Raw genomic sequence first — 25,036 nt, forward strand, 5'->3', positions numbered from 1 at the left:
TAAAATGAAAATGGGCTAATTTGCTATATGAGGAGGAAAAGCTTTTAGCGTCTACTCCCTATCTGTCAAATTTTTGCACTTCTAAATCTTCAAATCCCAAAGGGCCTGGTGCCTTTTGCGATTGCAAATATAGAGGGTATTATTCTTTCTGCAAATTCTTCGGCGAAAAAATAATACCCTCTTCTATAAGCTACTGGTTGTCAGTTATTCATTTTCCTGTACAATCCTGAGCTGATCTTTCAGCTTTCCCAATTCAGCTTCCGCTTCTTCAATTTTACTGCTAAACTCATTCTTCAGCTTATCGGCATTTCGGGAGCTGGCGAAGAATTCAAGGTTATTCTTCCAGATGGAAATATCATTTTCCACCTTACTAATCTGTCGCCTGATATTGTTCTCCTTTTGCTGCAGTTTTCGGCCTGAATCAGGTGCACTCTTAATACGGCTGATTTGTGTTTGCAGGCGAAGGCGCTCCTTTTCTTCGGCGGATAAATTTTCGGCTGAAGCAAGAAACTTCTCCGTTGCCTCTGAATAAGCGGTCTTCACTTTTGAAATATCGTTACGGGATACAAAACCAATGGATTCGTACTCCTCCTGTAAGTCAGTAAAAGCATCTAAATCAGCGGTCTTTTTTTCAGCGAGGGCATTGATTTTATCAATTACCTCCATTTTACGCTTCAGGTTTTCTTCGAACTCCTGGTTTAGCTCTTTGCCCTGGGCTCGCTTATTTTCAAAGAAGGTATCAGCAGCCGCTTTAAAACGCTTATAAACTTCATCGCGCTGCTTTTCAGGTACAGGACCAATTTCTTTCCAGCGGCGTTGCAGTTCCTTAAACCGGTTAGCCGTTTGCTGCCAGTCCTGGCTTTCCTGTAGCTTCTGGGCCTCCGCTACCAGTTCCTCTTTCAACTGAAGGTTTTGTTCCCTCATTTTTTCCAGGTCTTTAAAGAACTGGTTCTTATTGCTAAAGAAGCCTTTAAAAGCCGACCAGAAATACTTATTTACCTCTTTTGCTACCTGCCGTGGCAAACCACCCACTGCATCCCATTCCTTCTGGAGGTTCAGGAGCTCTTTTGTCTTGTCATTCCATTCGGTAATCCTGTCAGAACTAAAATCCAGAAACTCCTGCACCTTATCACCCAAATCGCGTTTTTTCAGGAGGTTGGCTTCCAGGTCTTTATTTAATTGCTCCAGGTGTTCCCGACGCTTGTCGTAAACCTTATCCGAGGCTTCCTTAAAACGCTGCCAAAGCGGTTCCTGCTCTTCGCGCGGTACAGGGCCAATATGCTTGAACTCTTCATGCAGCTCTCTTAGCTCCCGTATAGCCTCCTTCATATTTTCATGGCTTGAGAGCTTTTCTGCCCGCTCCACAATCTCTGTTTTGGCTTCCAGATTTTTTCGGCGATCCAGCTCCTTTAGCTCGTATAAAATGGAGCGGTTATTGTAAAAGCGGTCAAGCAGGGCATTGTAGTTAGCCCAGAGGTTATTATTGTACTGCTGGGGAACGGGTCCAATAGATTTCCACTCTTCCTGCAGTTTTTTTAGCTCTTTTAAGCTGGTATTGGTTTCTTCTGCATCGGTAAATTCCCGCAGGCGGGCCAGCACTTCATTTTTACGGCGAAGGTTTTCTTCCCGGCTCCGTTGCTGGCTGGAGTAGTGCTTCGATTTTTCTTCCTTTACTTTCCGGTAGGCTGCATGGAAACGCTGATCCAGCTCATATTCGCGGTACTGGAAGTCGGCTTCATCTCCACCCTCTGCTGTAAATTTTTCAAGTGCCTGCTGCCGTTCGGCATTATAAATATCATCGAAAAAGTGCTTAATTTCTTCTAAGCGACGGTCTGCTTTGCGCCAGTCACCCGCCAGTAGAAGCTCTTCGGCACGCTTTACCAGCTCCTCTTTCGAGAGATGACTATAATCGATTTGTTCTTCCTCCTCATCTTCCTCGCCCTCCTCTTCATGTTGTTCCTCCTCCGCTACCGATTTATCGGTAACAGGTGCCGGTTCATCTATATCTTTAACATTGTCTTCAGAAAGTGTATGATCTACTGCCGGACTTACCGGCTGGTTCCCTGCATGCGGTTTATCGGCGGCGGCAGCCACCTGGGCATCCTCATCATCGGGCATATCAGTAGTGCCTGCCGGTGGGGTTTCAACTTCTGAAGGATCATAGCCCGGCTGATCCTCCTTTTTTAGAAGAGAATCCTGTGTATCTCCGGGCGAAGGGGTTGTTTGTGCTTCCTTCCTCTCTTCATTTGCGTTGCGCACTTCCTTATCCTGCTGGCCGGAAGTTTCTTTGTCTTTGTCCACCATAATTAAAAATCAGCTATTATAAAATCGAAAAAGCTTTGTTTGATTAAAACAAATTTAATAATTAATTTAATTTAGTCTCGGATCTGTCGGGTAATTTGAAATCATTTTATATTTGCCCCCCATTTTTTTTAAGCATTCCCGCCATAACACATCCGGCTGCGTATCAAAAATATCAGCGGCCGTTGCCGATTTATAGATGATCCAGGCATTCTGCTCCAGCTCTTCTTCCAGCTGTCCTTTTCCCCATCCGGAATAGCCTAAAAAGAATTTAAAATCCTGCAGGCTTACTGCCCCGCTTTCCATCAGCAACAGCAGCTGCTCGAAATTTCCACCCCAGTGGAGTTCATTGCCAACATCTATTCCTCCTTCAATTCCATCGACCTGCCGGTGAATAAAATGGAGGGTATCCTGCTGTACCGGGCCACCTACATGCAGCAGTGCTTCAAAATTTTCCACCTCTTCCAGCACATCGCTCCCTTTCAGTATGCTGGGCTTGTTCAATACAAAACCAAAGGAGCCTTCATTGCTGTGTTCACATATTAACACAACCGTGCGCTGAAAGTTAGGATCGGGCAAAAAAGGTTCTGAAATAAGTAAATCTCCCTTTTCAGGAATAATATTTTTATTGTTGTAGCTAAAATCCATCATTAGTTAAAATAAATCAAATTTAAAGTTAAGATGCAACCTTTATCCTGATTTATTGGAGAACAATTGCAGGTTTAAAAAGAGAACATCCGCAGGTACCTTTACTGTTCCCTCCACGGCAAAGGCTTGTCAAATGATTACGGAATAAGAATTAAATTATTACTTTTGCTGCCCAAACTCAAGAAGCATGTATATAGCAGTTGCAGGAAATATTGGTTCAGGAAAAACTACACTGGCGGCCAGGCTCGCCAAAGAATATAACTGGGAGGCAGAGTTTGAAGCGGTCGATAATAACCCATACCTCGAAGACTTCTATAAAGACATGGAGCGCTGGTCCTTTCACCTGCAGGTTTACTTCCTGAACAGCCGCTTTCAGCAAATAGAGAATATTACCAAAAGCCCTCGAACCACTATTCAGGACCGGACCATTTATGAAGATGCCTACATATTTGCCGCCAACCTGCATAAATCAAAACTGCTTTCCGAACGGGACTACAAGAACTACCTGAGCCTCTTCAACAGCATGGTAAAACATGCCAAGGCTCCCGACCTGCTCATTTACCTTCGTGCAGATATCCCTAAACTCGTTAGCCAGATTCAAAAAAGAGGTAGAAACTATGAGGAGTCGATTCGCCTCGATTACCTCAAAAACCTGAACCAGCATTACGAAGACTGGATTAGCCAGTACAAAATGGGAAGGCTGCTGATTGTAGATGTAAATAAGCTGGACTTTGTAGCCAATGTAGAAGATTTTGCCGGTATTGTTGAGCGGATTAATGTGGAATTAAACGGCTTGTTTACCAGCAAAATTTAAAGTTGCAGTGCCGGATTCCTGCTATTCTTTCTCCTGGGAGCCAGGGCCAAAAGGATCTTTTGGTTGTTCCAGCGGCATGCCCAGCTGCCGGGCTAAAAATTTTACCAGATACGGCTTACTGCTCTCGCTCCGGCTTTGTAGTAGCTGCTGAAGGGGAATCAGCCGCCCCTGTACCATCAGGCGGTCATATACCGCCACCCGCTGATGTAGGCTTGTAGCCCTGAAAAGATAAAAGTCGTTTAAAAAATCCTGAAAAGCGCGGAGGCGCCAGCCAGCCGATCCCGTACCATACAAATCTCCGGCCTCCTGCGAAGGGCCAAAATGTAGCGCTGCCTCTTTATTGGTCCAGATGCCTTGCCGGCGGCCATCTTTCAGGCATTCAGCTTCAGCGGTGCGACAATACCTGCGGTACGGCTCCAGCCATTTGGAGGGGTTAGAAGCATAAACAGCTGACTGAAAAGTGGTGGCCCTGTAGCGATTAAAATGCAGGGGACCATCGATGGTAAGCCGCACCTTTTCTGTCTCAAGTCCTTCCGGCAGGGAAACAGCTATATTCCAGCAGTTACCTTTTCCGAGCAGTTCCTGGTATACCTCCTCCACCAGGGAGGCCTCTTTTCCATGCTTAAACTGGCTGCTCCTGAAAGACCCAGGCCGGGTGATGTAAACCGGAAGGCCCTGCTCATTGAGCTGATCGGCCAGAAATTGTAAAAGGGACTGCTGCATAATTACTGTTCTTCCTGCTCTTCGCTTACCTCCCAGGTATGGTCCGACAAAAGCTTAACCCTGGCCAGAAAGCGGCTAAAAGGCTGGCTTCTCCCCCACTCATCAGGTGCCACCATCGAAAGTAAATCTGTACCATCTTTGCGTTCATAAAGGTAATAGGTGTGCCCGATTAAGGGTTCAAAGTTCATATGGCTGGTATAGATTCTTTCCGAAACCTCCGCCCTCTTCTGAATTTCCTGTGCCTGCTCGGCCAGCAATTGTGCCTGCTTGTAAAGCTGCTTCATTTGACGGCTGGTCTGCTCACGCATGGCAGCAAGGGAGCGGCCTTTGATTTTACCGGTATCTTCCGGCCGGATTACCGCACCTCCCACCGTATGCGGAAAGGCAATAAGGCCCGGCATATCGCTTACCTTCTCCCTCTCTTTTTCAAGATCTATTCTGTCGACATCTATTTTATTTCCTTTACGCTCCATTTTTTCGCTCATTACTCTTCAATTAAATTTTCCTCCGTATCTGCCGGCTCCTGGCCCGGAAAGGTAGTTCGCTGGCTCATATCGTAGACGATATAGAATACGATGAGCAGAAAAATGATAGCCAGCAGCAAAAAAACTTTTTTTGACCTTTTCATAGATTCTCCTTTTAAGCTACAAAGGTAAATTCTTAAAAAGCAGATTCAAGATCTGTAAAGAAAGATTCTTTACGATACTTTTCCCTTACCCGTTCATCTGTTAGCTCATTCAGCAGGTTGGTGTATATTTCAATCCCCTGCAACAGTGCGCTTACGGGCAGTCGCTCATCGATACTATGAACGCCCTTTATTGTTTTAAGGTCGAGCAGTGCCGGCACCAGCCCATAGGTAGGAATGCCATAGTTACGGAAGCGGGTATTATCGGTCGTGGCCGGGAACAGCATAGGAATAACCACCGCCTCAGGGTTTTCTTCCAGAATAGCTTCTTCCAGAGCATCATAATATTTACCGGTGGAAGAAGGCCTGGCATTTTCTCCAATGCTTATTTCACTGATTTCAATTCTCGGATCATCCAGAATTCGCTTCAGGTGCCGGATAAAAGCTTTTTTACTTACGCCAGGTTGCAGACGACAGTCCAGATAAGCCGTAGAAACACTCGCAATAGAATTAGGCGGCCCCGGGGGATTGAAAATTTTAGTAACCGTAACCGTGTTGGTAGTCAATGCCTGAAGCATGGGATCGTCCTTCACAAACTTTTTAATAAAAGGCCGTAATACCCACCAGTTCATATGGCTGATAACAAAACCTCTCAACCCGCCCTCGGCTCTTCCTAACTTCCGGAACATCCTTTTATTCGTCCTGTTAAAATCGAGGTCGAGCTTCCGGTTATTCAACCGGCTTAAGGCATTAATCATAATCATATTTGCATATTCCGGGGCCGGAGTGGCCCCATGCCCAAAGCTCACCAGCTCCAGCTCCAGCTTAACCCACAGCGCTGCTTTTTCGGCCACCGACACGCCATAAACTACCTGCTCCGGTTCAGACTCCAGCACATTTTGCATGCCCGCCCCTCCTTCGCCATACACAACGGCAGGCTTTAGCTCCTCCAGATGATTAGAAAGTACTCTTCCTGCCCCGAGTTCTCCGGTATACTCCTCTCCCGACAGGCAAAGTAAACCAACATTAAAATCCAGTTCCTTTCCCTGGTGCTGTTCTTTAAACTTTAGCAGAGCCATCAGCTGCATTACTCCCAGCCCTTTGGCGTCCATTACGCCCCTGCCATAAATAGTATCATTTTCTACTACCATTTCAAAGGGGCTGTAACTCCACATTTGCTCATTATCGGGTGGCACTACGTCGATATGGTGCTGAAACCATACCACAGGTTTGTCTACGCTTAAAGGGTAAAGGGTTGCCGCAAAGTTATAGCTGGCAGTATCTTCGGAAAAATATCTCAGGTAAAGGCCCTGCTCTTCACAATAAGCTGCAAAGTGCCTGCCCGCTTCGAGTTCATTTCCTGTGATGGATGGAAAGCTTACATAGGAGGATAGAAGGCTGAGTGCATTCTGAAGTGTTGCATCCGGTGCTGTTACTATCTTTTCCTGCGCAAAGCTTCCGGTGGTTGAAAATAGTAATAAACTTATAATCAGAAGTTGTAATCGGTTGTTCATATAATCATAACAATCATTGCCCCCCATGAGGTTAGGAAGGATTTATTTTTTTCTCCAGCCATAAAGCCGCCATACTTAGCAGAAACACCATATAGAACCACAAAAGCGGGAAAGGCTTTTTCAGGCTTCCTACTTGTGCCTGCCTTTCTTTTTCCGGCTTTGCCGGCTTTATTTCACTAAGGTAAGAACGAATAGCCAATGCACTTTTATTTTGCCGCCACGCCCATAAACTATTGTTTTCCAGTACATTAAATTTTAAACTGTCCTGCTCCCCCAGTTTTACCATATACATTCCCGGCAATTCCGGCCAATGGTAAGCATGCCATCGCTCCGGCAGGCGATCGTCCTGCAGGAGCGGCAATACCTGCTGATTACCATCGGGGCCAGTAAGAACCACCTCAGGTACCTCCCCGGTAGCAGACCAAAACTGTAAATGGTGTCGCTGCCCTTCCAGGGCAGGAAACTCCGACTCAATATGAGCAGCTAAGGGCTGAGGCTTCAGGAGCTGATGGAGCAGGCTATTCCAAAGTAATTGATAGGCAGCCTCTTCTCCTTCCAGTAAAAGTTGGTAAGTCTGGCCAAGGCTGCTGAAAGCTACCATTCCCAGACCAACAGGAGCATATACTACGGCAGCTGCTCCTTTCCTGTCCTGAACCAGCTGATACCAGCCGGAATGATAAACCGGATGATACTGGAGGCGAGGTAAAGGCATCTCTCTTCCTCTTAGCATTAATCTTCCTTCCTCCTCCATTCTGCCCAGTCGCAAACCCGAAAAAGCGGCCCATTGCTTTAAGGTTTCGGGATTGCTTCCATTTGAGATTACCAGCACTCCCAGACCCTGCTCCCGAAGCTGTTCCTTTAACAAGCGGACCAGAGCAGGAGGTAAATTCTGCAGATAGCTCTGGTCCAGTATTAGTACATCAACCTGTTGCAAAAGCTCCTTGTTTAAACCGGCAAACCTTTTTTCCGGCAAATTAAGTACCTCGCGCTGCCACCTTTCCGGGGCCATCTCGGCCTGATAAAACACGCCATACCCCTGTGCCGCCAGCCAGTTCTTCAGGTATTTACTTTCAAAGGAAGGAAAACTGCTGAAAAGGCCAATCGTCGGCTGCCTCTCTTTCTCCACTTTCACCCGTAGCGGAACATATTCCAGCGTATCACCGGCCTGATTTAAAAGTTGCAGATGATAATCAAAACTTCCTGACAGTGGAGGAATATGCTCCAGTAAAAAACCTTCCTGAGCGGAATAAAGTCTTACCGAATCAACACCTTTCCCTGCCATGGATAATACAGCAGCAAGGGTGTCGTGCAGGGTGCTCACCCTTCCGCGAATGGAAAAGGTATCGGAAAGGGCGATGCTCCGCGGGAAGTCCAGCTCCTGTAAACCGGCGGAAGGAGAGCCAGGGAAATAATGAACATTAAAATTTTCCAGATACCTCAATTCCTGCTCTTCGACTCCCTCCCCTAAAAGAAAGAGAGTGCTTTCCGGAGGAAGCTCTACCGCTAAATAGCTTATATGCGGTAGCCAGTCCCCCTGTCCCTGTGGTCTCTTCCTGAGCATGAATGTTTCTGCTTCCGGGTGTTGCTCTTGAAGGCTGTCATATATCTTCTGCTCCGCATTTTCCAGAAGCAGGATACCTGTGGCTGCTGGCAGCTCCTGCCAATACGCCGGTTTCCAAGCCACCATCAGCAGCGAAAACAGGGCCATACACAGCAACAATACTCTCCACCCGCTTCGCTTCCGCTTCTGCCTGTACTCAGCCAGCAAACAGAAAGCAAGAATCAGCAGCACTATGGCCAGGCTCAACCACCGCCAGTTTTCCGCTGCCATAAAAGTGAAATCGCTATTCACCGGTACCTCCAACTTTCTGCATAAAATCTCGTTCTAAGCGACTTCGGTAGAGGTCGGAAGTCTGGGGAGCAAAACCAGCATCGGGCAAAACCTCCAGCAGGGTTCTCAATAGAAAACGTTGCCTCTCCTTCTCCGGTAAACTTCCGGTGCGGAGCTGATTTAAAACCTTCAGGCTCTCCAGATAATCGGCCCTTGGCTGCTCCTGTACGATAGCCGCCAGCTCCTGCCCCGCCTTCCCAAAGAGATGTTTAGTTGCTTCCCCACTAAGATTCTCCCTGGTAACTTCCTCCTGCTGCAGAAGAGTAATTACCTTTTTGACAGACTCCAGCGTATCCGCCAGCGGAATATCCGAGGAGCGGAAAGATGACTGCACTTCTTCAAGGCTACCTGTTAGGCGCTTTTCTACAGGTTTCAAAGGCGGAGGCTCAAATCCTATTCGCTCTACATATACCCTGGTTGCCTGCTGCACTTCTTTTATGATGTTCAGCGCCTTGTACTGGTAAGGCAGCGCTTCTTTGGGCCGAAGGGTGCGAAGTCGAAGTTCAGATTCCCACATCTCGGCCAGTGCCGCTTTTAACTTTACCTCGATGCGCTCCTCATAAAAAGTAGCCCCCTCCTCTGTGTCGTGGGCATGCATAAACTCACTTAGCAGGTTTTCCGCAGAAGCAGGCTTCTCCTGCTGCTCTTCCTCATGCTGATGATACCCTGTTCCTTCGCCCTCGTGCTCATGCCCTTCCTCACCTTCTTCTGGAAGCACCTCCTGCCCATAGCCAGATTCGAATTCCTCCCCCAGAAACTTCCCGTAGCGCAGGCGAAGCAGCTTCTGGTCTACTCCTAAATTATTCGAACGTTTCTCGAATTCCTCCGCTGTGAGGGCTGGCCTTTCAGTTATCAGTTTTTCGGTATCAATGATAATTTGCCGCTGGGAGCGGAAATACTCGGGCATTATATCCATGGCCATTCCATCCACTTCGAAAGAAGAAGTGGCGGCGGTATCCTCCCAATGGAAGAAGTAGGTCTCCGACCTGCTTTGCTGCCGGTTGGGCTGATGGTTATCCAGCGCTACCACGTGGAAGTACAACTCATTTCCCATTTCCATCCCAAGGGCTTTAGGGTCCAGTGTTTTACGCAAATGCAATCGACCCTCCCCTTTTCTGAAGTTATCAAAAGGGATTTGCTGTTCTTTAAAAGAAACCCCTTCGCCGCTTCCGCTGCTGATGGTAAGCTGCAGATAAGCCTCTGACAGCCCGTAATCATCTTCCAATATTACCTCCACCGGAAAAGGTGGCGCTTGGGTATTTCTAGTATAAGTTTCAGGCTTCACGAGCTGAATAAAGGGAGCCTGGTCAGGCATGGCCTCCAGACGATGGTAACTGGTGGTGCCAATTCGGCCGTTTTTATCCTTCCAGTTAATCTGGTAAAGCAGGCTTTTCTCCAGGTTGAGCGAGGCATGAAAGCCACCTTTAAAATCCTGCTGAAATCCAACAGAGTCTCCTCCGGAAAGACTTAGCCAAACATTGCTTATACTGTCGCTAAAGCTGAGCTCCCAGCGGAGAATGCTTCCTTCCGGCACTTCTACATTGGCCAGTGTGGTTTCAAAGTCACCTTCCCGGATATAGGCAGGAGGCGTAACAACTATTTTTCCTTCCGTTAAAGCCGGTACCTCTGCTGCAAAGGTGGCTGCTTTCTTTGGTCTTTCAATAAAAGTCTCTGTTACCTGGGGCTGCTGCGAATAGGTGTTTACCTGGATAGCCCCGGCAAATCCTACCAAACCAGCAGCCGATAAAAGGCTCAGCAATAAAAAGCCAGCTGCTTTAGTAAGTTTAATTGGCGGCGGAGGCAGTTTCAATCCTTTCAAGATTCCTTCCAGTCGTCTTTTCTGCAGGCGAGCCGGAAGGCTGAGGCTTTCAGGGTTCTGAAGGAATAGTTCTGAGCTATACTCCAGGTCAGGAACCTTTCTGTTTATAAAGCGGGCACTGGAGGCAGGCGTAAGAGAAGAATAGCCAGACCGACGGTACAGCAGGACCAGGCTCAGCATTAGGGCAACAAAGAATACCGCAAAAGCCAATGCCTGCCTGGGGAGTAGAAAATAAAAAAGGGCGGCAGCAAAAAGAGCGACAGAAAGGGTATAAAGAACCATCTCCACAGCTTTTCTCTGCTTCCAGCTCCTGCTAAAACGCTGAAGTACATCTTTTCCACTCATTTCCGGTACACCCATACTCTTTCCATTAAGAAAAGTACCATTATTAGACCCCATAACCATTTATGCAGCGATTTTTCTTCCTCTTCCTTCTTTTGAATGTAAAAAGCTTTTTTAACCGGTGCTGCCTGGGTGGCCGGCATAGGCATTAAGGATGCCACTTGAGCAAGTTGGTTATCAGGAAAAAGAGCCAGTAAAGCAAGGGGAAGACGCTGCAATTTTTCACGCTCCACTACTCCAAACAAGGGTCTGCTTGTCAGCTGATAAACCCCTTCCGCTGTTTCTGCTTTCCGGAGCCACTGCTCTCCGCCTCTTTGCTCAGGCGGCATGCTAAGTATTGTGGTGGAGCTTTTGGCTAACTCTGCAGGCAATGAATCTTTTTGAAGCCACACCAGCAGGTCAGCTTCTCTACTGCTGTCTTTTTCCACAACAACCAACTCTAAACCAGGAATTTGTGCGGCCGCCGCTTCCAGTGCATAGCGGATGATCTGCGCATCCTGCTGATAAGTTTCCGCCGTTTCAAAATCCACCAGGAATGTATCGGGCAGTGTAATCGCTTCTCTTCTTTCGCCAGCAGTTAGGGTACCCATTCTTTCTTCCCTCCATACCCTCAGCTCTTTTGCAGAAAGAGTATCAGTTTTAAATTTAATTGCTCCTTCACTGGCTTTCCATTGCTGAATTAAGTGCAGGCTATCGAGCTGGATTATTTCTGCCATGATAGGTACTGGCGCCAGTCCTATTTCCTGTTCCCTAAAAACAAACTGATGATGAAGCCCTGGACGGGTTCCGCTAAACTGCCCCTGCTCTAGCTTACTCCATACCAGAATAGAATCATTTGCCCAGCTTAGCTGGTCTGCCTCCTCCATAACTCCCCATATATCTACTAAGCGGTTCTTCCATAGGGCACTATCTGCTAAAGGTGGGAGTCCGGGAGCTAACAGCCGTAAACGAATTCCTTCCGCTTCAAAAGAATCAAGTTTTTCTTCTGAAAATTGATGGGCCAGTCCGGAATCAATCAGCCACAGATAGAAATTTTCCTTATCTCTATCCTGCTCTTTTACCCATAGACCCGCCAGTAATAAGCTAAACACCAGCAGCAGGAGGCAACGGAGCAAAAGAAGGGGGAAATCTTTCAACTGCAGCCTATGGGCTGCCGGAGCCACAGAACCGGTAAACCACCGGATACTTCCTACCTCCACCACCCGGGGAGGCTTTCTGTTCCATAGGTGAATAGCGATGGGAACAAGGACCCCCAGCGCGGCAAGTAAATAAAGAGGTTGCCCAATTTCCGGCATTACTGCATCATTAATCTTTTCTTCAGAAATAAACTGATTGCTTCGTGTGGCTCTTCGTCTGTATTAACCAAAGCAGAAGAAATTCCCCTTTCTCTAAAAAATGCCCTGGTCTCTCCTATAAAAGATTGTATACTTTCTTCCGATTCTTTTCTGTCTGCGGCTGTTTGCAGATGAAGAAGTTCACCGCTTTCCAAATCCCGCAGGGTGGTAGCTTTTTTCCATTCTTCCGGATGCAGTTCATTGCCGGCCATCAGGTGGAAAACTACCACTTCATTCTTTGCCTGTTGCAGCCGCCGGACAGTATCCTCCCACTCTTCCTTTTGCTGGTACATATCAGTAAAGACTATGGTCATTTCATTTTTATTTAGCTGAGCAGGAAAATACGGCAGCTGATCCACCTCCGGCCAGTAGTCCGCCGGCTCCAGCTGGCTCAGCACATGAAAGAAACGGTGGATATACCCCTTATCATTTCCAGGAAGCTGCTGAATGTTTTGCTGTTCATTCGCGGCAAAAAGAGCAAATTCATCCTGCTGCTTGCGGCTAATAAAAGCAAAAAGAGCAATCATGGCCCGGGCATAATCAAATTTACTCCAGCGCCCGTGCTGGTGCCGCATAGAGGCACTGGTATCGAGCACAAAACGGATAAAAAGCCGGCTCTGCACTTCCGCCTCTCTGATGTACAGCCGCCCCGAGCGGGCATATACCTTCCAGTCGAGTCTTCGTAAATCATCCCCTGGCTGATAGCTCCTGTACTGACTAAATTCCTGGTCTGCTCCCACCCTTCTGCTGCTATGTGCACCCGACATAAAAGCACTTAACGCCTGGCGGGCAAATAAGTGTAAACCCTCGGCCGACTGGACTAAATGAGGATACAGCCATGGATTTTCTTTTGGATCAGGCAAAATGGCTATGGTGTTTGGGGACAGAAATTTCCTTTAGAAGTTGCTCCACTGCCTCTTCGCTGCGAATGCCTTCTGCCTCAGCTTTAAAATTCATCAGAATGCGATGCCGCAACACCGGCTTTGCCACTGCCTCGATATCTTCCGGCAGTACACTTAGCCGCCCTTTCAAGAGGGCTCTTGCCCTGGCCGTTAATACCAGGGCCTGTCCGGCCCTGGGCCCGGCACCCCAGCGAACCCATTCCTTTACGTAATCAGAGGGAGTGGTAGCTGGCCTGGTGGCCCGTACCAGCTTATTTACCCACATCATTAGGTCCTCACTCATGGGCAGGTCCCGAACGGTCCGCTGGAGCAGCAATATTTCTTCGCCCGAATAGATGGGCTGTAAAGGGTATCGCTGGTTGCCGGTGGTGGATTTTAAGATTTGCAGCTCTTCATTTTCTGCAGGATAATCGAGCAGAATGTAGAGCAGAAAGCGGTCCAGTTGTGCTTCCGGCAATGGGAAGGTACCTGCCTGTTCCAAAGGGTTCTGGGTGGCAAGAATAAAATAAGGCTTTGGCAGTTCGTATGTTTTCCCTGCAAAGGTTACACGTTGCTCCTGCATGGCTTCCAGTAAAGCCGCCTGTGTTTTAGGAGGAGTACGGTTTATTTCGTCGGCCAGAATAATGTTGGCAAAAACCGGCCCTTTATTAAACTGAAAAAAGCGCTTACCGGTATTTCTATCTTCCTCCAGTATTTCTGTTCCGACTATATCGGATGGCATCAGGTCCGGCGTAAATTGAATCCGCTGAAAAGAAAGCTTAAGTGTTTCGGCGAGCGTGCGAATCATCAGCGTTTTTGCCAGGCCAGGCACTCCCTCCAGCAACGCATGGCCACCGGCTAAAAAGGATATCAGCAGCTGGTCAATTACCTCCTGCTGGCCTACGATAACTTTGCCAATCTCTTTCCGGATCGCCGGCAGGCGTGTAATGAGCGCTTCGATTTGTTCTTCTGTATAGGAAGTCATGAGTTTTGAATCTTTGGTCTGGAGAAGATGTAAGTAAAATTAATTTTGAGTTCCTCAGGCGGTGAGTGCATAGAGGATAATATTTACCCCGAACTTTGTATTGTCCTCTGCCAGCCAGCGCTTATTACGGTAGTCATAATCCCATTCACAACCGTAATCTTTGTTACTGTACAGCACCCCTATTCTACCATTTACTTCGATGGCCTTCAGGTAATCGTGCACGATATCATCTCCCCAGCCATTGAGCTCAAAAGAAGTTGTGGGAGGCCCCTCTTCAAAACTAAAGAAAGAAGAATAAAGGGGATGAGTATTCGGAATTTTTTTCAGCGCATCAACGCCAAACAGTCTCTCCATTTGAGCCTCAAAAGATTTGGCGAACAGGCCATCAATATCGTGGTTGCAGTCATCCACAAAAATAAAACCGCCCCTCAAAACATAGTTCTTAAAGTTGTCTGCTTCTTCTTTACTAAACTCTACCAGCTTATGCCCGCTCAGGTAGCAAAAAGGGGATTCAAATATTTTGGGGCTACTCAGGCTAACGACACGCTCATGGATATCTACAGGAATTTTAGTGTATTCAATGAGGGAGTTGAGTAGATTGGTGGGCATACGCTGGTCAGTATTCCAGTCCCCGGAATTGTATTGTAAACGTGTAAAGAAAAACTTTTCCATACCTATCTAAACATTAAACACCGGGCTTCATTCCCAAGCCCGGTGTTTTTATGTTATTCTTTTTATCTAAACCGCTCTAAGGAAGAGAATTAATTTTATTCCCAATCCTTAAACTGGGCTACTTCCAGGCATCTTTAAATAGCATCCGATAAACTGGTAAACGTAAAGTCCCTGATCTTTAATGGTGGCACCATGTTTCCGTCTACCCGCTGCGGGCGTCCCATTGCTTCAAGGTTATTGAGCATAATGATGGGGCTTTCATTAAAACGGAAGTTCTTAACCGGGTGCTTGATTTTTCCATTTTCGATATAAAAAGTACCATCACGGGTAAGGCCGGTGTAAAGGAGTGTCTGCGGGTCGACCGTACGGATATACCACAGGCGTGTTACCAGTATACCCCGGCGGGTATCTTTAATCATATCTTCCAGGGAAGCATTTCCGCCATCCATCACAAAGTTAGAGGGAGAAGGAACAGGCTCGGCACCTTTCTTCTGGGCCCAGTAACGGTCGTAAAACATATTCTTTACCACGCCATTTTCAATCCAGCTGGTTTTCTTTTGAGGTAGCCCGTCGCCAGACCAGGTGCGAAAAGGCACATCACGATGAAAAGGATCACTGTAAATTTGTACCCGCTCATCTACAATTTTCTCTCCTTTTTTGGTAGCGCCCCCCTGTTTGGAAAGGAAGCTGCGGCCTTCGTCGGCATCACGGGCATCCATATTATACAGCATATTCTGCAGCAAGTCCACGGCGGCAGCCGGCTCCAGAATTACCGTATACTTTCCTGGCTCTATGGCCTTAGGGTTGCGGGATTGCAGCGCTTTTTCGATGGCAATCTGGGAGGCTTCCGCAGCATTGAGCTTGCTAAAATCATTAAAATCGCGGGTTACCCATCCGGAGCCTGTTCCGTCGGTCGAGCGCATGGTAACGGTAAAGTCAAGGCCGGAGTCCTGGCTGTAAGCAAAGAGGCCGTTGGAATTCATCATGCTGCTAAAACCGGCATTATCTTCCAGAAAACCTGCTGCCACTATATCACTGGCAGATGCCGGAACAATGCTCGATTCTGCTACTTTCGCACGATCCTCTGGCCTGATATCAGCCGTACTCTGGTAAAAGGTTTTACTTTCCTGGTATTGCTGTGGCTTAAGAGCCGGCATAAACTCAGGGTTTTCAGGTGCCAGCCGGGCTACTTCCTCTGCCCGCTTCACTACTTTTTGAAGGGAGGCATCATCAAACTCATTAATGGTACTTGTTCCACTTCTTTTGCCGTAGCTGGACTGAACCGCCAGGGAAGTATTTTCCTGCTTTCCGGCAGTAGATACTGTATTTCTCGCATAGCGGATATTGCCTCCATTGCCTCCATTAAGGGTTACAATGGTTTCATCGGCGCTGGCAAAGCTCAGTACCTTTTCGAGTATCTGGCGCGCCTCTTCTTTTGATAATATGGCCATTTTTGTTTTAGTCTTTAGTAGTTAGTCCTTAGTCTTTAGTCTTATGATTTCCTTCGTTCATGAATCGTAGCTTTAGGAAAGACCCAAGACTCTCTTTAAATATTTCTGGCGGTATTAATCACATTTACCCCATTAAAGCGGGTAGTGCTGCTTCCATGCGATACGGCACTCACCTGCGAAGGCTGGCCTTTACCATCGAAGAAGGTACCAAAGAGGCGGTAATCTTCTTTGTCGCAAATTTTATTACAGGAGTTCCAGAATTCCTGGGTATTGGACTGGTAGGCAACATCGTTTATCATGCCGGTAACTGCTCCATTCTTGATTTCATAGAAAAGTGTACCACCAAACTGGAAGTTATAACGCTGCTGGTCGATAGAATAAGATCCACGGCCCAGGATATAGATTCCGTCTTCCACATCCTTAATCATATCATTAACTGAATACTTTTCTTTGCCTGGTGCAAGGGAAACATTCGGCATCCGCTGAAACTGTACACTATTCCAGCTATCGGCATAGCAGCAGCCATGCGATTCGCTTTCGTTAATGATGTGGGCCTGGTCGCGAATGGCCTGGTAATTCACCAGTTTACCATTCTTTATTAAATCCCACTGTTTCGATTTCACCCCTTCATCGTCCCAGCCTACAGCCCCTAAAGAATGTGGCTGCACCTTATCGGCAAATATGTTTACGATATCGCTGCCATACTGAAAATCTTTATTCTTCCATTTATCAAGCGTGGCAAAGGAGGTACCAGCATAGTTGGCCTCATAACCCAGCACCCTGTCGAGTTCCAGCGGGTGCCCGACAGATTCGTGTATCGTCAATCCTAAATGGTTTGGTTCCAGCACAAGGTCGTACTTCCCGGGTTTTACCGACTTGGCGGTAAGCATTTCCTTTGCCTGGCGGGCCGCTGCCACAGCATCTTCCTTCATGTCGTAATGATTTCCGTACAGCACGAGCCCTGCCGGCCCCTCAATTTTAGAGGAAGCACGGCCATCGAGATATTCATATCCCATGCCCATAGGAGCGCTTAGCGACCCGCGGGTCTTAAACTTTCCACTGGCAGCATCGACAGCCGTAACATTAAATGTTGGCCAGATACGGTGGATATTCTGGTCGAGGTAGGAACCATCAGTGGAAGCAAAATATTTTTGCTCATTCACCATAAAAAGCGAGTTATTGACAAAGTTCGCTCCTTGGGCCATGGCAGCGGCATTGGCACTTAAAAGCAAATCCACCTTCTCAGAAATAGGCACCTCAAAGGCATTTCTTTCAATAGGTGTTTCCCAGCTCTTTTCTCCATAGCCGGGTACCGGCACGAGCTTTACCGGCTCCGTCTGAATTCGGGCATTGGCTTTGGCAATGGCAACTGCCTCCTCTGCGGCTTTGGCAATGCCTTCTTTGCTTACATTATCGGTAGCTGCAAAGCCCCATGTTCCATTGGCAATTACCCGGATACCGACTCCAAAAGATTCGGCATTCACGATGTTCTGCACCTTATCTTCACGGGTAAAAACGTACTGGTTGAGGTAACGGCCTATCCGTACATCGGCATAACTGGCACCTTTTCCGCGGGCAGCATTCAGTGCCGTATCGGCCAGCTGTTTGTTCAGGCGGGCATCGAGTCGCGAATAAGGAGTGTCAAGAGGTACAGGATTACCCAGCAGGGTTCCCGGCATCATTATGGCCCCGGCCCCTAAGGCCGCCATTTGCAGAAAGTCTCTTCTTTTCATTGATTTGGTGTATTTTTACAAAAGGCTGTAGAATTCGTATAATGGTTTGAATCTGATAAAGTCAGTTGGTAAATCCAAAGTTCCATTTGGCTGGTTTTTATCATCACGAATCAAAATAAGGCAAAGCACTCATTTTACCAAATACAAAAAACACAAAGAAGATAAACGGCAAATATGGATGCTGAACGGGGGCAGGATATCAGGAAAATCATTCATGTAGATATGGATGCCTTTTATGCTTCGGTAGAGCAGCGGGATAACCCTGCCTATCGCGGCAAACCCCTGGCAGTTGGGGGCAGCCGGGAAAGAGGGGTAGTGGCAGCAGCCAGCTATGAAGCCAGGCAGTTTGGTGTACGCTCTGCCATGCCTTCTGCCCTTGCCTATCGTAAATGCCCCCACCTAATTTTTGTGAAACCCCGCTTTGATGTTTATAAAGCCGTTTCGGAACAAATTCGGGCCGTCTTTTTTGAATACACCGACCTGGTGGAGCCCCTCTCGCTCGACGAGGCGTATCTGGATGTAACTAACAATAAGAAGGGCTTACCTTCTGCCACTTTAATTGCCCGGGAAATACGGCAACGGATTTTATCGGAAACCCGACTTACCGCCTCTGCAGGCATCAGTATAAATAAGTTCCTGGCTAAAACAGCTTCCGACATCAACAAACCTAACGGGCAGTTCCTTATTCCCCCCGAAAAGGCAATGGATTTTCTGGCGGAGCTGCCCATCAGTAAGTTTTACGGCATTGGTAAGGTTACAGCAGAAAAGATGCATGGCCTCGGAATATTAAAGGGGACTGACTTACGCGAACAATCAGAAGCTGAACTTATTCGGTTGTTTGGCAAAGCGGGCCGGTACTATTACCAGATTGTGCGGGGCATTGACCAGCGCCCGGTAAACCCAAACCGGATCAGAAAATCTATTGGAGCGGAGAACACTTTCAGCCATAATTTAACGGAGGAGGCAGAAATGCTGGAAGAATTGTCGGACATTGCTGCCCAGGTAGCCGGAAGATTGCAAAGAGCAGACCGGCAGGGAAGAACCCTGACCATAAAAATAAAATTTGCCGATTTTGTGCAGATAACCCGCAGCAGAACATTTGGTCATCCTGTTTCTTCTCAGAGAACCATAGAAATGCTGGCTCATGAGATACTGCTGCAGGAGAAGCTGGAAGGAAAAGAGGTGCGCCTGCTGGGTATAACCATTTCTAACCTCGATGTGCCGGAAGTCGGTGGCCAGTTAACCATTCAGTTTTAAAAAGTACCACTGGCCAGGGCCTTCCTTCTAAAGGAGGGTATAGTAGCGAAAAATATGCACCAGATCTTCCAGTTTATCCTCGTCCAGGTCATGGCTTAATGCGTAATCGTGCGCCTGCTCCAGCCGATCAGGGTCCAGCAGCTCATCCAGCGATTCAAAATAGACCGTTCGTATTCTCTTCCCCAAAAGGAAGTCTGTTTTTTCCACCTCCATCCGGAAGAGTCGCAACCCCTGCTCTCCTACCACAAACAGGCAATGCTTAACAGACAATTGTTCTGGCCTGGTTTTGGCAGGATGGCCGCTAAGGGCAGAGAACTGGCCACTTAAATTTATTTCGCACAACTGAATGGGGCTTTTTTTGCCCTTTCCGGGGCAAATCTGGTAACGGTCAACATAAGCTGAAGATAAATACTGAATGAGATTTACAGAATTAGACTTGCTGAGGAGTGCGATGTCTTTTCCTTCATATTCTACTTTAAAAAAGCTAAGCTTGCCATTTTTGAACGGAATGGAAAAATATTGATCTCCCTGAAAGGAGAAGGAAATAACCTCTTCAGGCATAAGCCTCTGCTCATTTCCGGTCACGTCTTTATAATGCAGCAATTCCAGGTATGCATCATAATATATCGAAAGCTCCTGGGTACTGCCGTCAGAAAGAACAAGCTGCTCCACGGACCATTCCCGGTCTGCCTGGGCAAAAATATTATGGCTTCCCAAACAGCCCAGCGAAATTAACAGCAGCAGGCGGAATTTTTGCTTTACAGCATGAATTTTCATCTTAAATTCATCTTTATTTAGCCCTAAAATAATGATAAGCTGTAAAGCCCATACATACATGTACCAAAACACCCAAAGTTAAAGAAGCCTCTTCCTCCATCTCCTGCCAATTTTACATCTCTGCAAACATGGGCTCTCTACAGGGCCTGGTAAGGATTAGGTGCACCACATTCTTTTCTTACCTCCTTAAGAAGGGTTAAGCTTTAATCAGGAAAAGTTAGTAATAAGTCTTCGGGAGTGATGGATGCTGAAAACCGCAGCCGATGAGTTCTGGTGGCAGAACCTGACGAGGATATCTTCTTATGGCACGTCACCTGTCTCCTATAGCTCAATATAATAAATGCAGGCAGTTGTGGCTAACCTTCCTGCTCCGGCCGGAATGTTTTAAAGTAGCCAAGCACTGCCTCATGGATTTCATATTCCGTAGCTTCGTACAGAAAGTTTTCGCTCAACCGGCAGTATTGCATAAAAGCATCCAGCTCCTCTTCATCTTCCAAACCAGTAATCTTCTTCACAATATCGCGGTTATATTTTGTCAGGATATACGCTTTCTTCGTATCCTTAACTTCTACTTCAGCTAAAAACTTTCGGCCCCTCTCTTTTTTACTAAACCGGCCGGCAATACCAGAGAATACACCACCCACACTTACGCCTCCAGTCCCTTCAATTACTTCTACCGGTAAATCTTCCGGCAGCCGTAAATCCGGTTTGGGCTTTCCGTCAGGCGTTTCCATACTCAGAAGCAATTCTTTTAATTTCTGCTCGGAAGGAAGACTATTTACCACCACTTCATCCAATTCATAAACATTAGGGGCTAAGCGTATAATAAAGAGCCTTCCTGCTTTTGCCGGGGCAAGCACTTTTTTCTGGCCAAAAGTAACACTACTTACCAGAAGGGTATCTCCAGCGTTAACAGGCAAACGGAAGTATCCTTCAGCATCACTCGCAGTACGGAGACCGCTCTCATTGTTAATAATATGAGAAAACCCGATCCCACTACTATCCTCAGCATTTAGGAGCCGACCCTCAAGTATAAAAGGTTTATCCTGTGCCTGCAAAAAGCCTGTAAGGCTAAAAAATGTCAGAAATAAAAAAAATATATTCTTCTTGTTCATAAGTTCAATGGTGATAAAAGCAATACGGAAAAAACGCAACAATATTGCCTTGTGGCAGACAGCAGTTAATTCCTTAATATTAGCCATTTTTACCTCCAGTTTGTCATTTATAATTATTTTTAATTACCACTTTTTTTATAATACCAACTAAAAATTTCACTCTCTCCATCCTCCCCTCCCTGAGCAGTTGAACAAAACTATTGCCTGACTTCAATATCTTACCTGAACCAGGGCTTCCTTTTTTAGCGGGGCATTCTGGCTTCATCACTATTTTTTACACCTAAAATACCTAATTTTGTTTTACTTCACCCGTAATTCTCCCATTTTAACATTTTTAGCCCGCCCCACACACCTTCTCCTACTGGTTCAATTCCCTACAATTACGCAAGTTTGCCTGAAACCCTTCATCCACCGCTTTTACTCTTTGCTTTTTTATATTTTTGAGGCAGGTTTTAAATCTAGCCATTTTTACCATGTCGAGAAAATACAATCTCCATACCTTTAGCTTTCACTTCATTCTTATTTATGCGGTCGCGGCCCTTATAAGTCTGTTAATCATAATTTCCTATTTCATTTCCGCCAACACCTTCACGATCAGGTACAATCATTATGCTTCGGTAGTGGAGCCGCTTAAGTATCAGATAAAGGCGTGCAATATTGAAATAAATAAACAGGCGGCCGCCCTGCAGGCGTATTCAATTACCGGTGAAGAAAAGTCTAAAAAAGTGGGAATCCAGCTCCTTAATAAGAAGCTCCCTGAGCGAATTCAGCTGATGCGGGATTATGCCGCCCAGTTAAATGATCCGATGCTGGAATCAAAGATAAGTGAAGTGGAGGCTGCACTCCTTAAATTCCAGCTGGCAAGCCAGCAGATTACCTATCCGGCAGACGAGCAGATGGCAAGCTTAATTAAAAGTAGCTACGCTCCTGAGGTGGAGAGGCTCAGCAGTTTTCTCAAAGATTTTAATGCTTACCTGTACGATAAGCATTCCAGCACCTTCAATAATACCTTTAGTACCCTTAATACCACGAAATACTGGACTCTCTTAGCTTTTATACTCCTCATGGGCCTTTTCTATTTCGTGGTTCGCAAAACCCGGAAGTTTGTACTTACGCGGGTAAAAACCTTAGAAGAAGAGATAAATGAAATTGCGGCTGGAAATATTCCCGCAGAAATCCCTGTGGAAGAAAATGAGCTTTCTTCTATCATCAAGTCAGTCAACACCCTGGTCCAAAACCTTCGGAATGTAAAAGAATTCTCCCTGCAGGTGGGTAAAGGCGATTTCGACACCAACATTACCGTTTTTGATAATGAAGGAGAACTTGGCAATGCCCTGGCAGGGATGCGCCAAAGCTTAAAAGAAGTAGCCCAGGAAGATAAAAAGCGCCATTGGGTGAATGCCGGCCTTACGCAATTCCATAGTATTATCCGTCAGAACAATACTGAATTACAGGAACTTTGCTTTGAAGTACTATCCCAGCTCATCAAATACATTAAAGTTAACCAGGGAGGAGTTTTTATTCTCCACGATGAGAATGGTTATAAAGAACTAAGGCTGGAGGCAAGCTATGCCTATAATCGTAAAAAGTTTCAGGAAAAGGTGCTGGCGCCGGGGCAGGGATTGGTGGGCCAGGCTTACCTGGAGCAGGATAAAATTTACCTGAAGGAAATTCCAAAGAATTATGTTCACATCACCTCCGGCTTAGGAGATGCGCCTCCTACTACACTGCTCATTCAACCACTTAAAGTAAATGAGCAGGTAGTGGGTGTAATTGAGCTGGCGGCCTTCTACGATATTGAAGGTTATGTGCAGGACTTTATAGAGAAAGTAGCCGAAACCTTAGCCTCGGCAGTGGCCAATGCTAAAAACAATTCTAGAAACAGGCTTATTCTGGAAGAATCGCAAAGTCTGGCCGAGCAGCTTAGGGCTCAGGAAGAGGAACTGCGGCAAAATACAGAAGAACTGCAGGCAACGCAGGAGGAAATGGAAAGACGTATTCGTGAACTTGAAGCCGAAAATCAGCGACTGAAAGAACCTGCTAACCAATAATTAATTCACAAAATTTGCCTCCCGTTCGTGAAACTCATTTCTTTCAGTAGATTTGTATAAAACAACATTTGTTTCATGACAAAGGATGAGGCCAAAAGCTCCATTGATGCACTCCGGGAGAAAATAGAGTACTATAACGAACAGTATTACCAGCACCACAACTCGGTTGTGTCGGACTACGAGTTTGACCAGCTGCTGGAAGAACTGATTCGCCTGGAAAACGATTTCCCTGAGTTTAAGAGTCAGGATTCTCCCAGCCAGCGGGTGGGTGGTACCATTACCAAGAATTTCGAAACGGTTTACCACCGCTTCCCCATGCTTTCGCTGAGTAATACCTACTCAGAGCAGGACCTTCTGGACTTTGACAAACGCATCAGGAAAAGCCTTCCCGACGAAGATTTTGAATATTTTTGTGAGTTAAAGTTCGATGGGGTGGCTTTAAGCCTTCGCTACGAAAACGGGCTACTGGTACAGGGGGCCACCCGTGGTGATGGCGTTCGGGGAGACGACATTACCCATAATGTCCGTACCATTCGCACCATTCCCCTTAAAATAAGCGGAGTGGATTTACCTGCCTCTTTCGAAGTAAGGGGCGAAGCTTTTATGCCGCGCAAATCTTTTACAGCCATTAATAAAGAGCGGGAAGAAAATGGAGAGGCGCTGCTGGCGAATCCCAGGAATGCTGCCTCCGGCACCCTTAAAATGCAGGACTCCTCTATCGTAGCCAGCCGTAAACTCGACTGTTATGTATATGCGCTCCTTTCAGAAGAAGCCTTAGCAGATACTCATGCAGAGTCCATTGCCCTGCTCGAAAAGGCCGGCTTTAATGTCTCCCCCACCTATCGCAAATGCAAAGATATAACAGCAGTTATCGCCTATATTGAAGAGTGGGAAAATAAGCGGCTCGAACTCCCCCTGGAAACCGATGGCATTGTGGTAAAAATAAACAGCCTTGCACAGCAGGAGCGACTGGGGTACACCGCCAAAAGCCCTCGCTGGGCTATTGCCTATAAATATAAAGCCCAGAATGCAGCTTCCCGGCTGCTCGATATCGAATATAATGTGGGCAGAACGGGTGCCGTTACACCGGTAGCCCTTCTGGAGCCGGTGCAACTGGCTGGTACAGTTGTAAAAAGGGCCTCTATCCATAATGCTAACTTTATTGCAGAAATGGACCTGCGGATAGGTGATACGGTTTATGTTGAAAAAGGAGGAGAGATCATTCCCAAAATCACAGGGGTGGAACTAAAGGATCGGCTGCCCCAAGCACCAGAACTGGAGTACCCGGCCAACTGTCCGGCCTGCGATACTCCTCTCGTACGTAAAGAAGGGGAAGCCGCCCATTACTGCCCGAACGAAACCGGCTGTCCTCCTCAAATAAAAGCCCGATTTGAGCATTTTATCCAGCGGAAGGCGCTGAACATCGATGGCTTAGGAGAGCGAACCATTGTTGCTTTGCTTGAAAAGAACCTTATTCATACAGTAGCAGACCTGTACCGGTTAACCTACGAAGAGATATATGCCCTCGAAGGCTTTAAAGACCAGTCTACCCAGAACCTGCTCGCCGGGATAGAAAATTCTAAAAAAGCACCCTTCGAAAATGTACTTTTTGGCCTGGGCATTCGCTATGTGGGTCGTACAGTTGCCGAAAAGCTGGCCCGCCATTTCCGGAATGTAGATGCGATTGCTAATGCCGAAAAAGAGGAGCTCATTGCAGTACCCGAAATTGGAGAACGTATTGCCGAAAGTGTGTATGATTATTTCCGGAACCCGCAACACCAGCAGCTTATTGAGGAACTGAAAGAGGCCGGCCTGCAGTTTGAAGTTACAGGAAGGAATAAACCTGAATCCTCCGAGCTGGAAGGGAAAACTTTTGTGGTGAGCGGCGTATTCGAACACTTCGAACGAGACGAGATAAAAGAACTTATTCAGGCCCATGGCGGAAAGGTGGTTTCTTCCATTTCTGCAAAACTCGATTATCTGTTAGCCGGCGATAAAATGGGTCCTGCAAAAAAAGAGAAAGCCGAAAGTTTACAGGTCCCTATCCTGTCGGAAGCTGAATTTTTAAATATGATTGGCCAAAATTCCTGATGTCGTTTCTTC

The 25,036-nt window shown here is 46.8% G+C and carries 20 protein-coding genes; 4 read left to right on the forward strand and 16 right to left on the reverse strand.

What is annotated here, in order from left to right; genetic code table 11:
* Nucleotides 1-204: 204 nt before the first annotated feature.
* Entirely contained in the window at nucleotides 205-2,304 is a 2,100-nt protein-coding gene (locus F752_RS0101160) for a DUF349 domain-containing protein (protein ID WP_017729884.1), read from the reverse strand.
* Between the two features lie 66 nt (nucleotides 2,305-2,370).
* The gene (locus tag F752_RS0101165) at nucleotides 2,371-2,952 is read right to left on the reverse strand and encodes a YqgE/AlgH family protein (RefSeq protein WP_017729885.1); all 582 of its coding nucleotides are present in this window, start codon (nucleotides 2,950-2,952) and stop codon (nucleotides 2,371-2,373) included.
* Between the two features lie 184 nt (nucleotides 2,953-3,136).
* Here F752_RS0101165 and F752_RS0101170 point away from each other — a divergent pair, with 184 nt between their 5' ends.
* On the forward strand, nucleotides 3,137-3,763 hold the full coding sequence (locus tag F752_RS0101170) for a deoxynucleoside kinase (RefSeq protein WP_017729886.1): 627 nt from the start codon (nucleotides 3,137-3,139) through the stop codon (nucleotides 3,761-3,763).
* Between the two features lie 21 nt (nucleotides 3,764-3,784).
* Here the strand turns inward: F752_RS0101170 and F752_RS25125 are convergent, their stop codons facing one another.
* The 12 genes from F752_RS25125 to F752_RS0101230 form a co-directional block, all read right to left on the reverse strand.
* Nucleotides 3,785-4,486: a DUF7255 family protein gene (locus tag F752_RS25125; protein WP_017729887.1), complete on the reverse strand. Its 702-nt coding sequence runs from the start codon at nucleotides 4,484-4,486 to the stop codon at nucleotides 3,785-3,787.
* A gap of 2 nt (nucleotides 4,487-4,488) precedes the next feature.
* Nucleotides 4,489-4,971 (reverse strand): DUF2452 domain-containing protein, encoded by a 483-nt coding sequence (locus tag F752_RS0101180; protein ID WP_017729888.1) that lies wholly within the window; start codon nucleotides 4,969-4,971, stop codon nucleotides 4,489-4,491.
* Nucleotides 4,971-5,114 carry a hypothetical protein gene (locus tag F752_RS26415; protein WP_017729889.1) on the reverse strand — a complete coding sequence of 48 codons (144 nt, stop codon included), beginning with the start codon at nucleotides 5,112-5,114 and terminating at the stop codon, nucleotides 4,971-4,973. Before F752_RS26415 ends, F752_RS0101180 begins: the two co-directional genes overlap by 1 nt.
* A 32-nt stretch (nucleotides 5,115-5,146) precedes the next feature.
* Nucleotides 5,147-6,625 carry a M20 family metallopeptidase gene (locus F752_RS0101190; protein WP_152424986.1) on the reverse strand — a complete coding sequence of 493 codons (1,479 nt, stop codon included), beginning with the start codon at nucleotides 6,623-6,625 and terminating at the stop codon, nucleotides 5,147-5,149.
* 31 nt (nucleotides 6,626-6,656) lie between these two features.
* The gene (locus tag F752_RS0101195; RefSeq protein WP_160164068.1) at nucleotides 6,657-8,477 is read right to left on the reverse strand and encodes a hypothetical protein; all 1,821 of its coding nucleotides are present in this window, start codon (nucleotides 8,475-8,477) and stop codon (nucleotides 6,657-6,659) included.
* Nucleotides 8,470-10,695 (reverse strand): DUF4175 family protein, encoded by a 2,226-nt coding sequence (locus tag F752_RS0101200; RefSeq protein WP_017729892.1) that lies wholly within the window; start codon nucleotides 10,693-10,695, stop codon nucleotides 8,470-8,472. Before F752_RS0101200 ends, F752_RS0101195 begins: the two co-directional genes overlap by 8 nt.
* The gene (locus F752_RS0101205) at nucleotides 10,677-11,972 is read right to left on the reverse strand and encodes a BatA domain-containing protein (protein WP_017729893.1); all 1,296 of its coding nucleotides are present in this window, start codon (nucleotides 11,970-11,972) and stop codon (nucleotides 10,677-10,679) included. The genes F752_RS0101200 and F752_RS0101205 overlap by 19 nt, the downstream gene beginning before the upstream one ends.
* Nucleotides 11,972-12,874, reverse strand: coding sequence for a DUF58 domain-containing protein (locus F752_RS0101210; protein ID WP_017729894.1), 903 nt, complete (start codon nucleotides 12,872-12,874; stop codon nucleotides 11,972-11,974). Before F752_RS0101210 ends, F752_RS0101205 begins: the two co-directional genes overlap by 1 nt.
* Nucleotides 12,867-13,877 carry an AAA family ATPase gene (locus tag F752_RS0101215; RefSeq protein WP_017729895.1) on the reverse strand — a complete coding sequence of 337 codons (1,011 nt, stop codon included), beginning with the start codon at nucleotides 13,875-13,877 and terminating at the stop codon, nucleotides 12,867-12,869. Before F752_RS0101215 ends, F752_RS0101210 begins: the two co-directional genes overlap by 8 nt.
* Nucleotides 13,878-13,931: 54 nt before the next feature.
* Nucleotides 13,932-14,549: a DUF4159 domain-containing protein gene (locus F752_RS0101220; protein WP_017729896.1), complete on the reverse strand. Its 618-nt coding sequence runs from the start codon at nucleotides 14,547-14,549 to the stop codon at nucleotides 13,932-13,934.
* 134 nt (nucleotides 14,550-14,683) lie between these two features.
* Nucleotides 14,684-16,000 carry a TldD/PmbA family protein gene (locus F752_RS0101225; protein ID WP_017729897.1) on the reverse strand — a complete coding sequence of 439 codons (1,317 nt, stop codon included), beginning with the start codon at nucleotides 15,998-16,000 and terminating at the stop codon, nucleotides 14,684-14,686.
* Between the two features lie 95 nt (nucleotides 16,001-16,095).
* A complete protein-coding gene (locus tag F752_RS0101230) occupies nucleotides 16,096-17,733 on the reverse strand; it encodes a TldD/PmbA family protein (RefSeq protein ID WP_017729898.1) in 1,638 nt (545 codons plus the stop codon).
* Nucleotides 17,734-17,907: 174 nt separating this feature from the next.
* On the opposite strand from F752_RS0101230, the gene dinB reads away from it, so the two are divergent.
* Nucleotides 17,908-18,990 (forward strand): DNA polymerase IV, encoded by a 1,083-nt coding sequence (dinB, locus tag F752_RS0101235; RefSeq protein ID WP_017729899.1) that lies wholly within the window; start codon nucleotides 17,908-17,910, stop codon nucleotides 18,988-18,990.
* 27 nt (nucleotides 18,991-19,017) lie between these two features.
* Here dinB and F752_RS0101240 read toward each other — a convergent pair whose 3' ends face one another.
* Nucleotides 19,018-19,767: a hypothetical protein gene (locus F752_RS0101240; RefSeq protein WP_152424988.1), complete on the reverse strand. Its 750-nt coding sequence runs from the start codon at nucleotides 19,765-19,767 to the stop codon at nucleotides 19,018-19,020.
* A 356-nt stretch (nucleotides 19,768-20,123) separates the two neighbouring features.
* Nucleotides 20,124-20,969, reverse strand: coding sequence for a hypothetical protein (locus F752_RS0101245; protein ID WP_017729901.1), 846 nt, complete (start codon nucleotides 20,967-20,969; stop codon nucleotides 20,124-20,126).
* Between the two features lie 386 nt (nucleotides 20,970-21,355).
* On the opposite strand from F752_RS0101245, the gene F752_RS0101260 reads away from it, so the two are divergent.
* Complete coding sequence (locus F752_RS0101260; RefSeq protein WP_017729904.1) at nucleotides 21,356-22,933, forward strand: GAF domain-containing protein; 1,578 nt, start codon at nucleotides 21,356-21,358, stop codon at nucleotides 22,931-22,933.
* 75 nt (nucleotides 22,934-23,008) lie between these two features.
* Nucleotides 23,009-25,024 (forward strand): NAD-dependent DNA ligase LigA, encoded by a 2,016-nt coding sequence (ligA, locus tag F752_RS0101265; protein WP_017729905.1) that lies wholly within the window; start codon nucleotides 23,009-23,011, stop codon nucleotides 25,022-25,024.
* The last annotated feature ends 12 nt before the right edge of the window (nucleotides 25,025-25,036 follow it).

The organism is Nafulsella turpanensis ZLM-10, assembly GCF_000346615.1.
GTDB lineage: Bacteria > Bacteroidota > Bacteroidia > Cytophagales > Cyclobacteriaceae > Nafulsella > Nafulsella turpanensis.

What these genes read in the sequence shown, in the direction of transcription:
- F752_RS0101160 (WP_017729884.1), bottom strand. Translation starts at nt 2,304, where the DNA reads ATGGTGGACAAAGACAAAGAAACTTCCGGCCAGCAGGATAAGGAAGTG.
- F752_RS0101165 (WP_017729885.1), bottom strand. Translation starts at nt 2,952, where the DNA reads ATGATGGATTTTAGCTACAACAATAAAAATATTATTCCTGAAAAGGGA.
- F752_RS0101170 (WP_017729886.1), top strand. Translation starts at nt 3,137, where the DNA reads ATGTATATAGCAGTTGCAGGAAATATTGGTTCAGGAAAAACTACACTG.
- F752_RS25125 (WP_017729887.1), bottom strand. Translation starts at nt 4,486, where the DNA reads ATGCAGCAGTCCCTTTTACAATTTCTGGCCGATCAGCTCAATGAGCAG.
- F752_RS0101180 (WP_017729888.1), bottom strand. Translation starts at nt 4,971, where the DNA reads ATGAGCGAAAAAATGGAGCGTAAAGGAAATAAAATAGATGTCGACAGA.
- F752_RS26415 (WP_017729889.1), bottom strand. Translation starts at nt 5,114, where the DNA reads ATGAAAAGGTCAAAAAAAGTTTTTTTGCTGCTGGCTATCATTTTTCTG.
- F752_RS0101190 (WP_152424986.1), bottom strand. Translation starts at nt 6,625, where the DNA reads ATGAACAACCGATTACAACTTCTGATTATAAGTTTATTACTATTTTCA.
- F752_RS0101200 (WP_017729892.1), bottom strand. Translation starts at nt 10,695, where the DNA reads ATGGGTGTACCGGAAATGAGTGGAAAAGATGTACTTCAGCGTTTTAGC.
- F752_RS0101205 (WP_017729893.1), bottom strand. Translation starts at nt 11,972, where the DNA reads ATGCCGGAAATTGGGCAACCTCTTTATTTACTTGCCGCGCTGGGGGTC.
- F752_RS0101215 (WP_017729895.1), bottom strand. Translation starts at nt 13,877, where the DNA reads ATGACTTCCTATACAGAAGAACAAATCGAAGCGCTCATTACACGCCTG.
- F752_RS0101220 (WP_017729896.1), bottom strand. Translation starts at nt 14,549, where the DNA reads ATGGAAAAGTTTTTCTTTACACGTTTACAATACAATTCCGGGGACTGG.
- F752_RS0101225 (WP_017729897.1), bottom strand. Translation starts at nt 16,000, where the DNA reads ATGGCCATATTATCAAAAGAAGAGGCGCGCCAGATACTCGAAAAGGTA.
- F752_RS0101230 (WP_017729898.1), bottom strand. Translation starts at nt 17,733, where the DNA reads ATGAAAAGAAGAGACTTTCTGCAAATGGCGGCCTTAGGGGCCGGGGCC.
- dinB (WP_017729899.1), top strand. Translation starts at nt 17,908, where the DNA reads ATGGATGCTGAACGGGGGCAGGATATCAGGAAAATCATTCATGTAGAT.
- F752_RS0101240 (WP_152424988.1), bottom strand. Translation starts at nt 19,767, where the DNA reads ATGAAAATTCATGCTGTAAAGCAAAAATTCCGCCTGCTGCTGTTAATT.
- F752_RS0101245 (WP_017729901.1), bottom strand. Translation starts at nt 20,969, where the DNA reads ATGGCTAATATTAAGGAATTAACTGCTGTCTGCCACAAGGCAATATTG.
- F752_RS0101260 (WP_017729904.1), top strand. Translation starts at nt 21,356, where the DNA reads ATGTCGAGAAAATACAATCTCCATACCTTTAGCTTTCACTTCATTCTT.
- ligA (WP_017729905.1), top strand. Translation starts at nt 23,009, where the DNA reads ATGACAAAGGATGAGGCCAAAAGCTCCATTGATGCACTCCGGGAGAAA.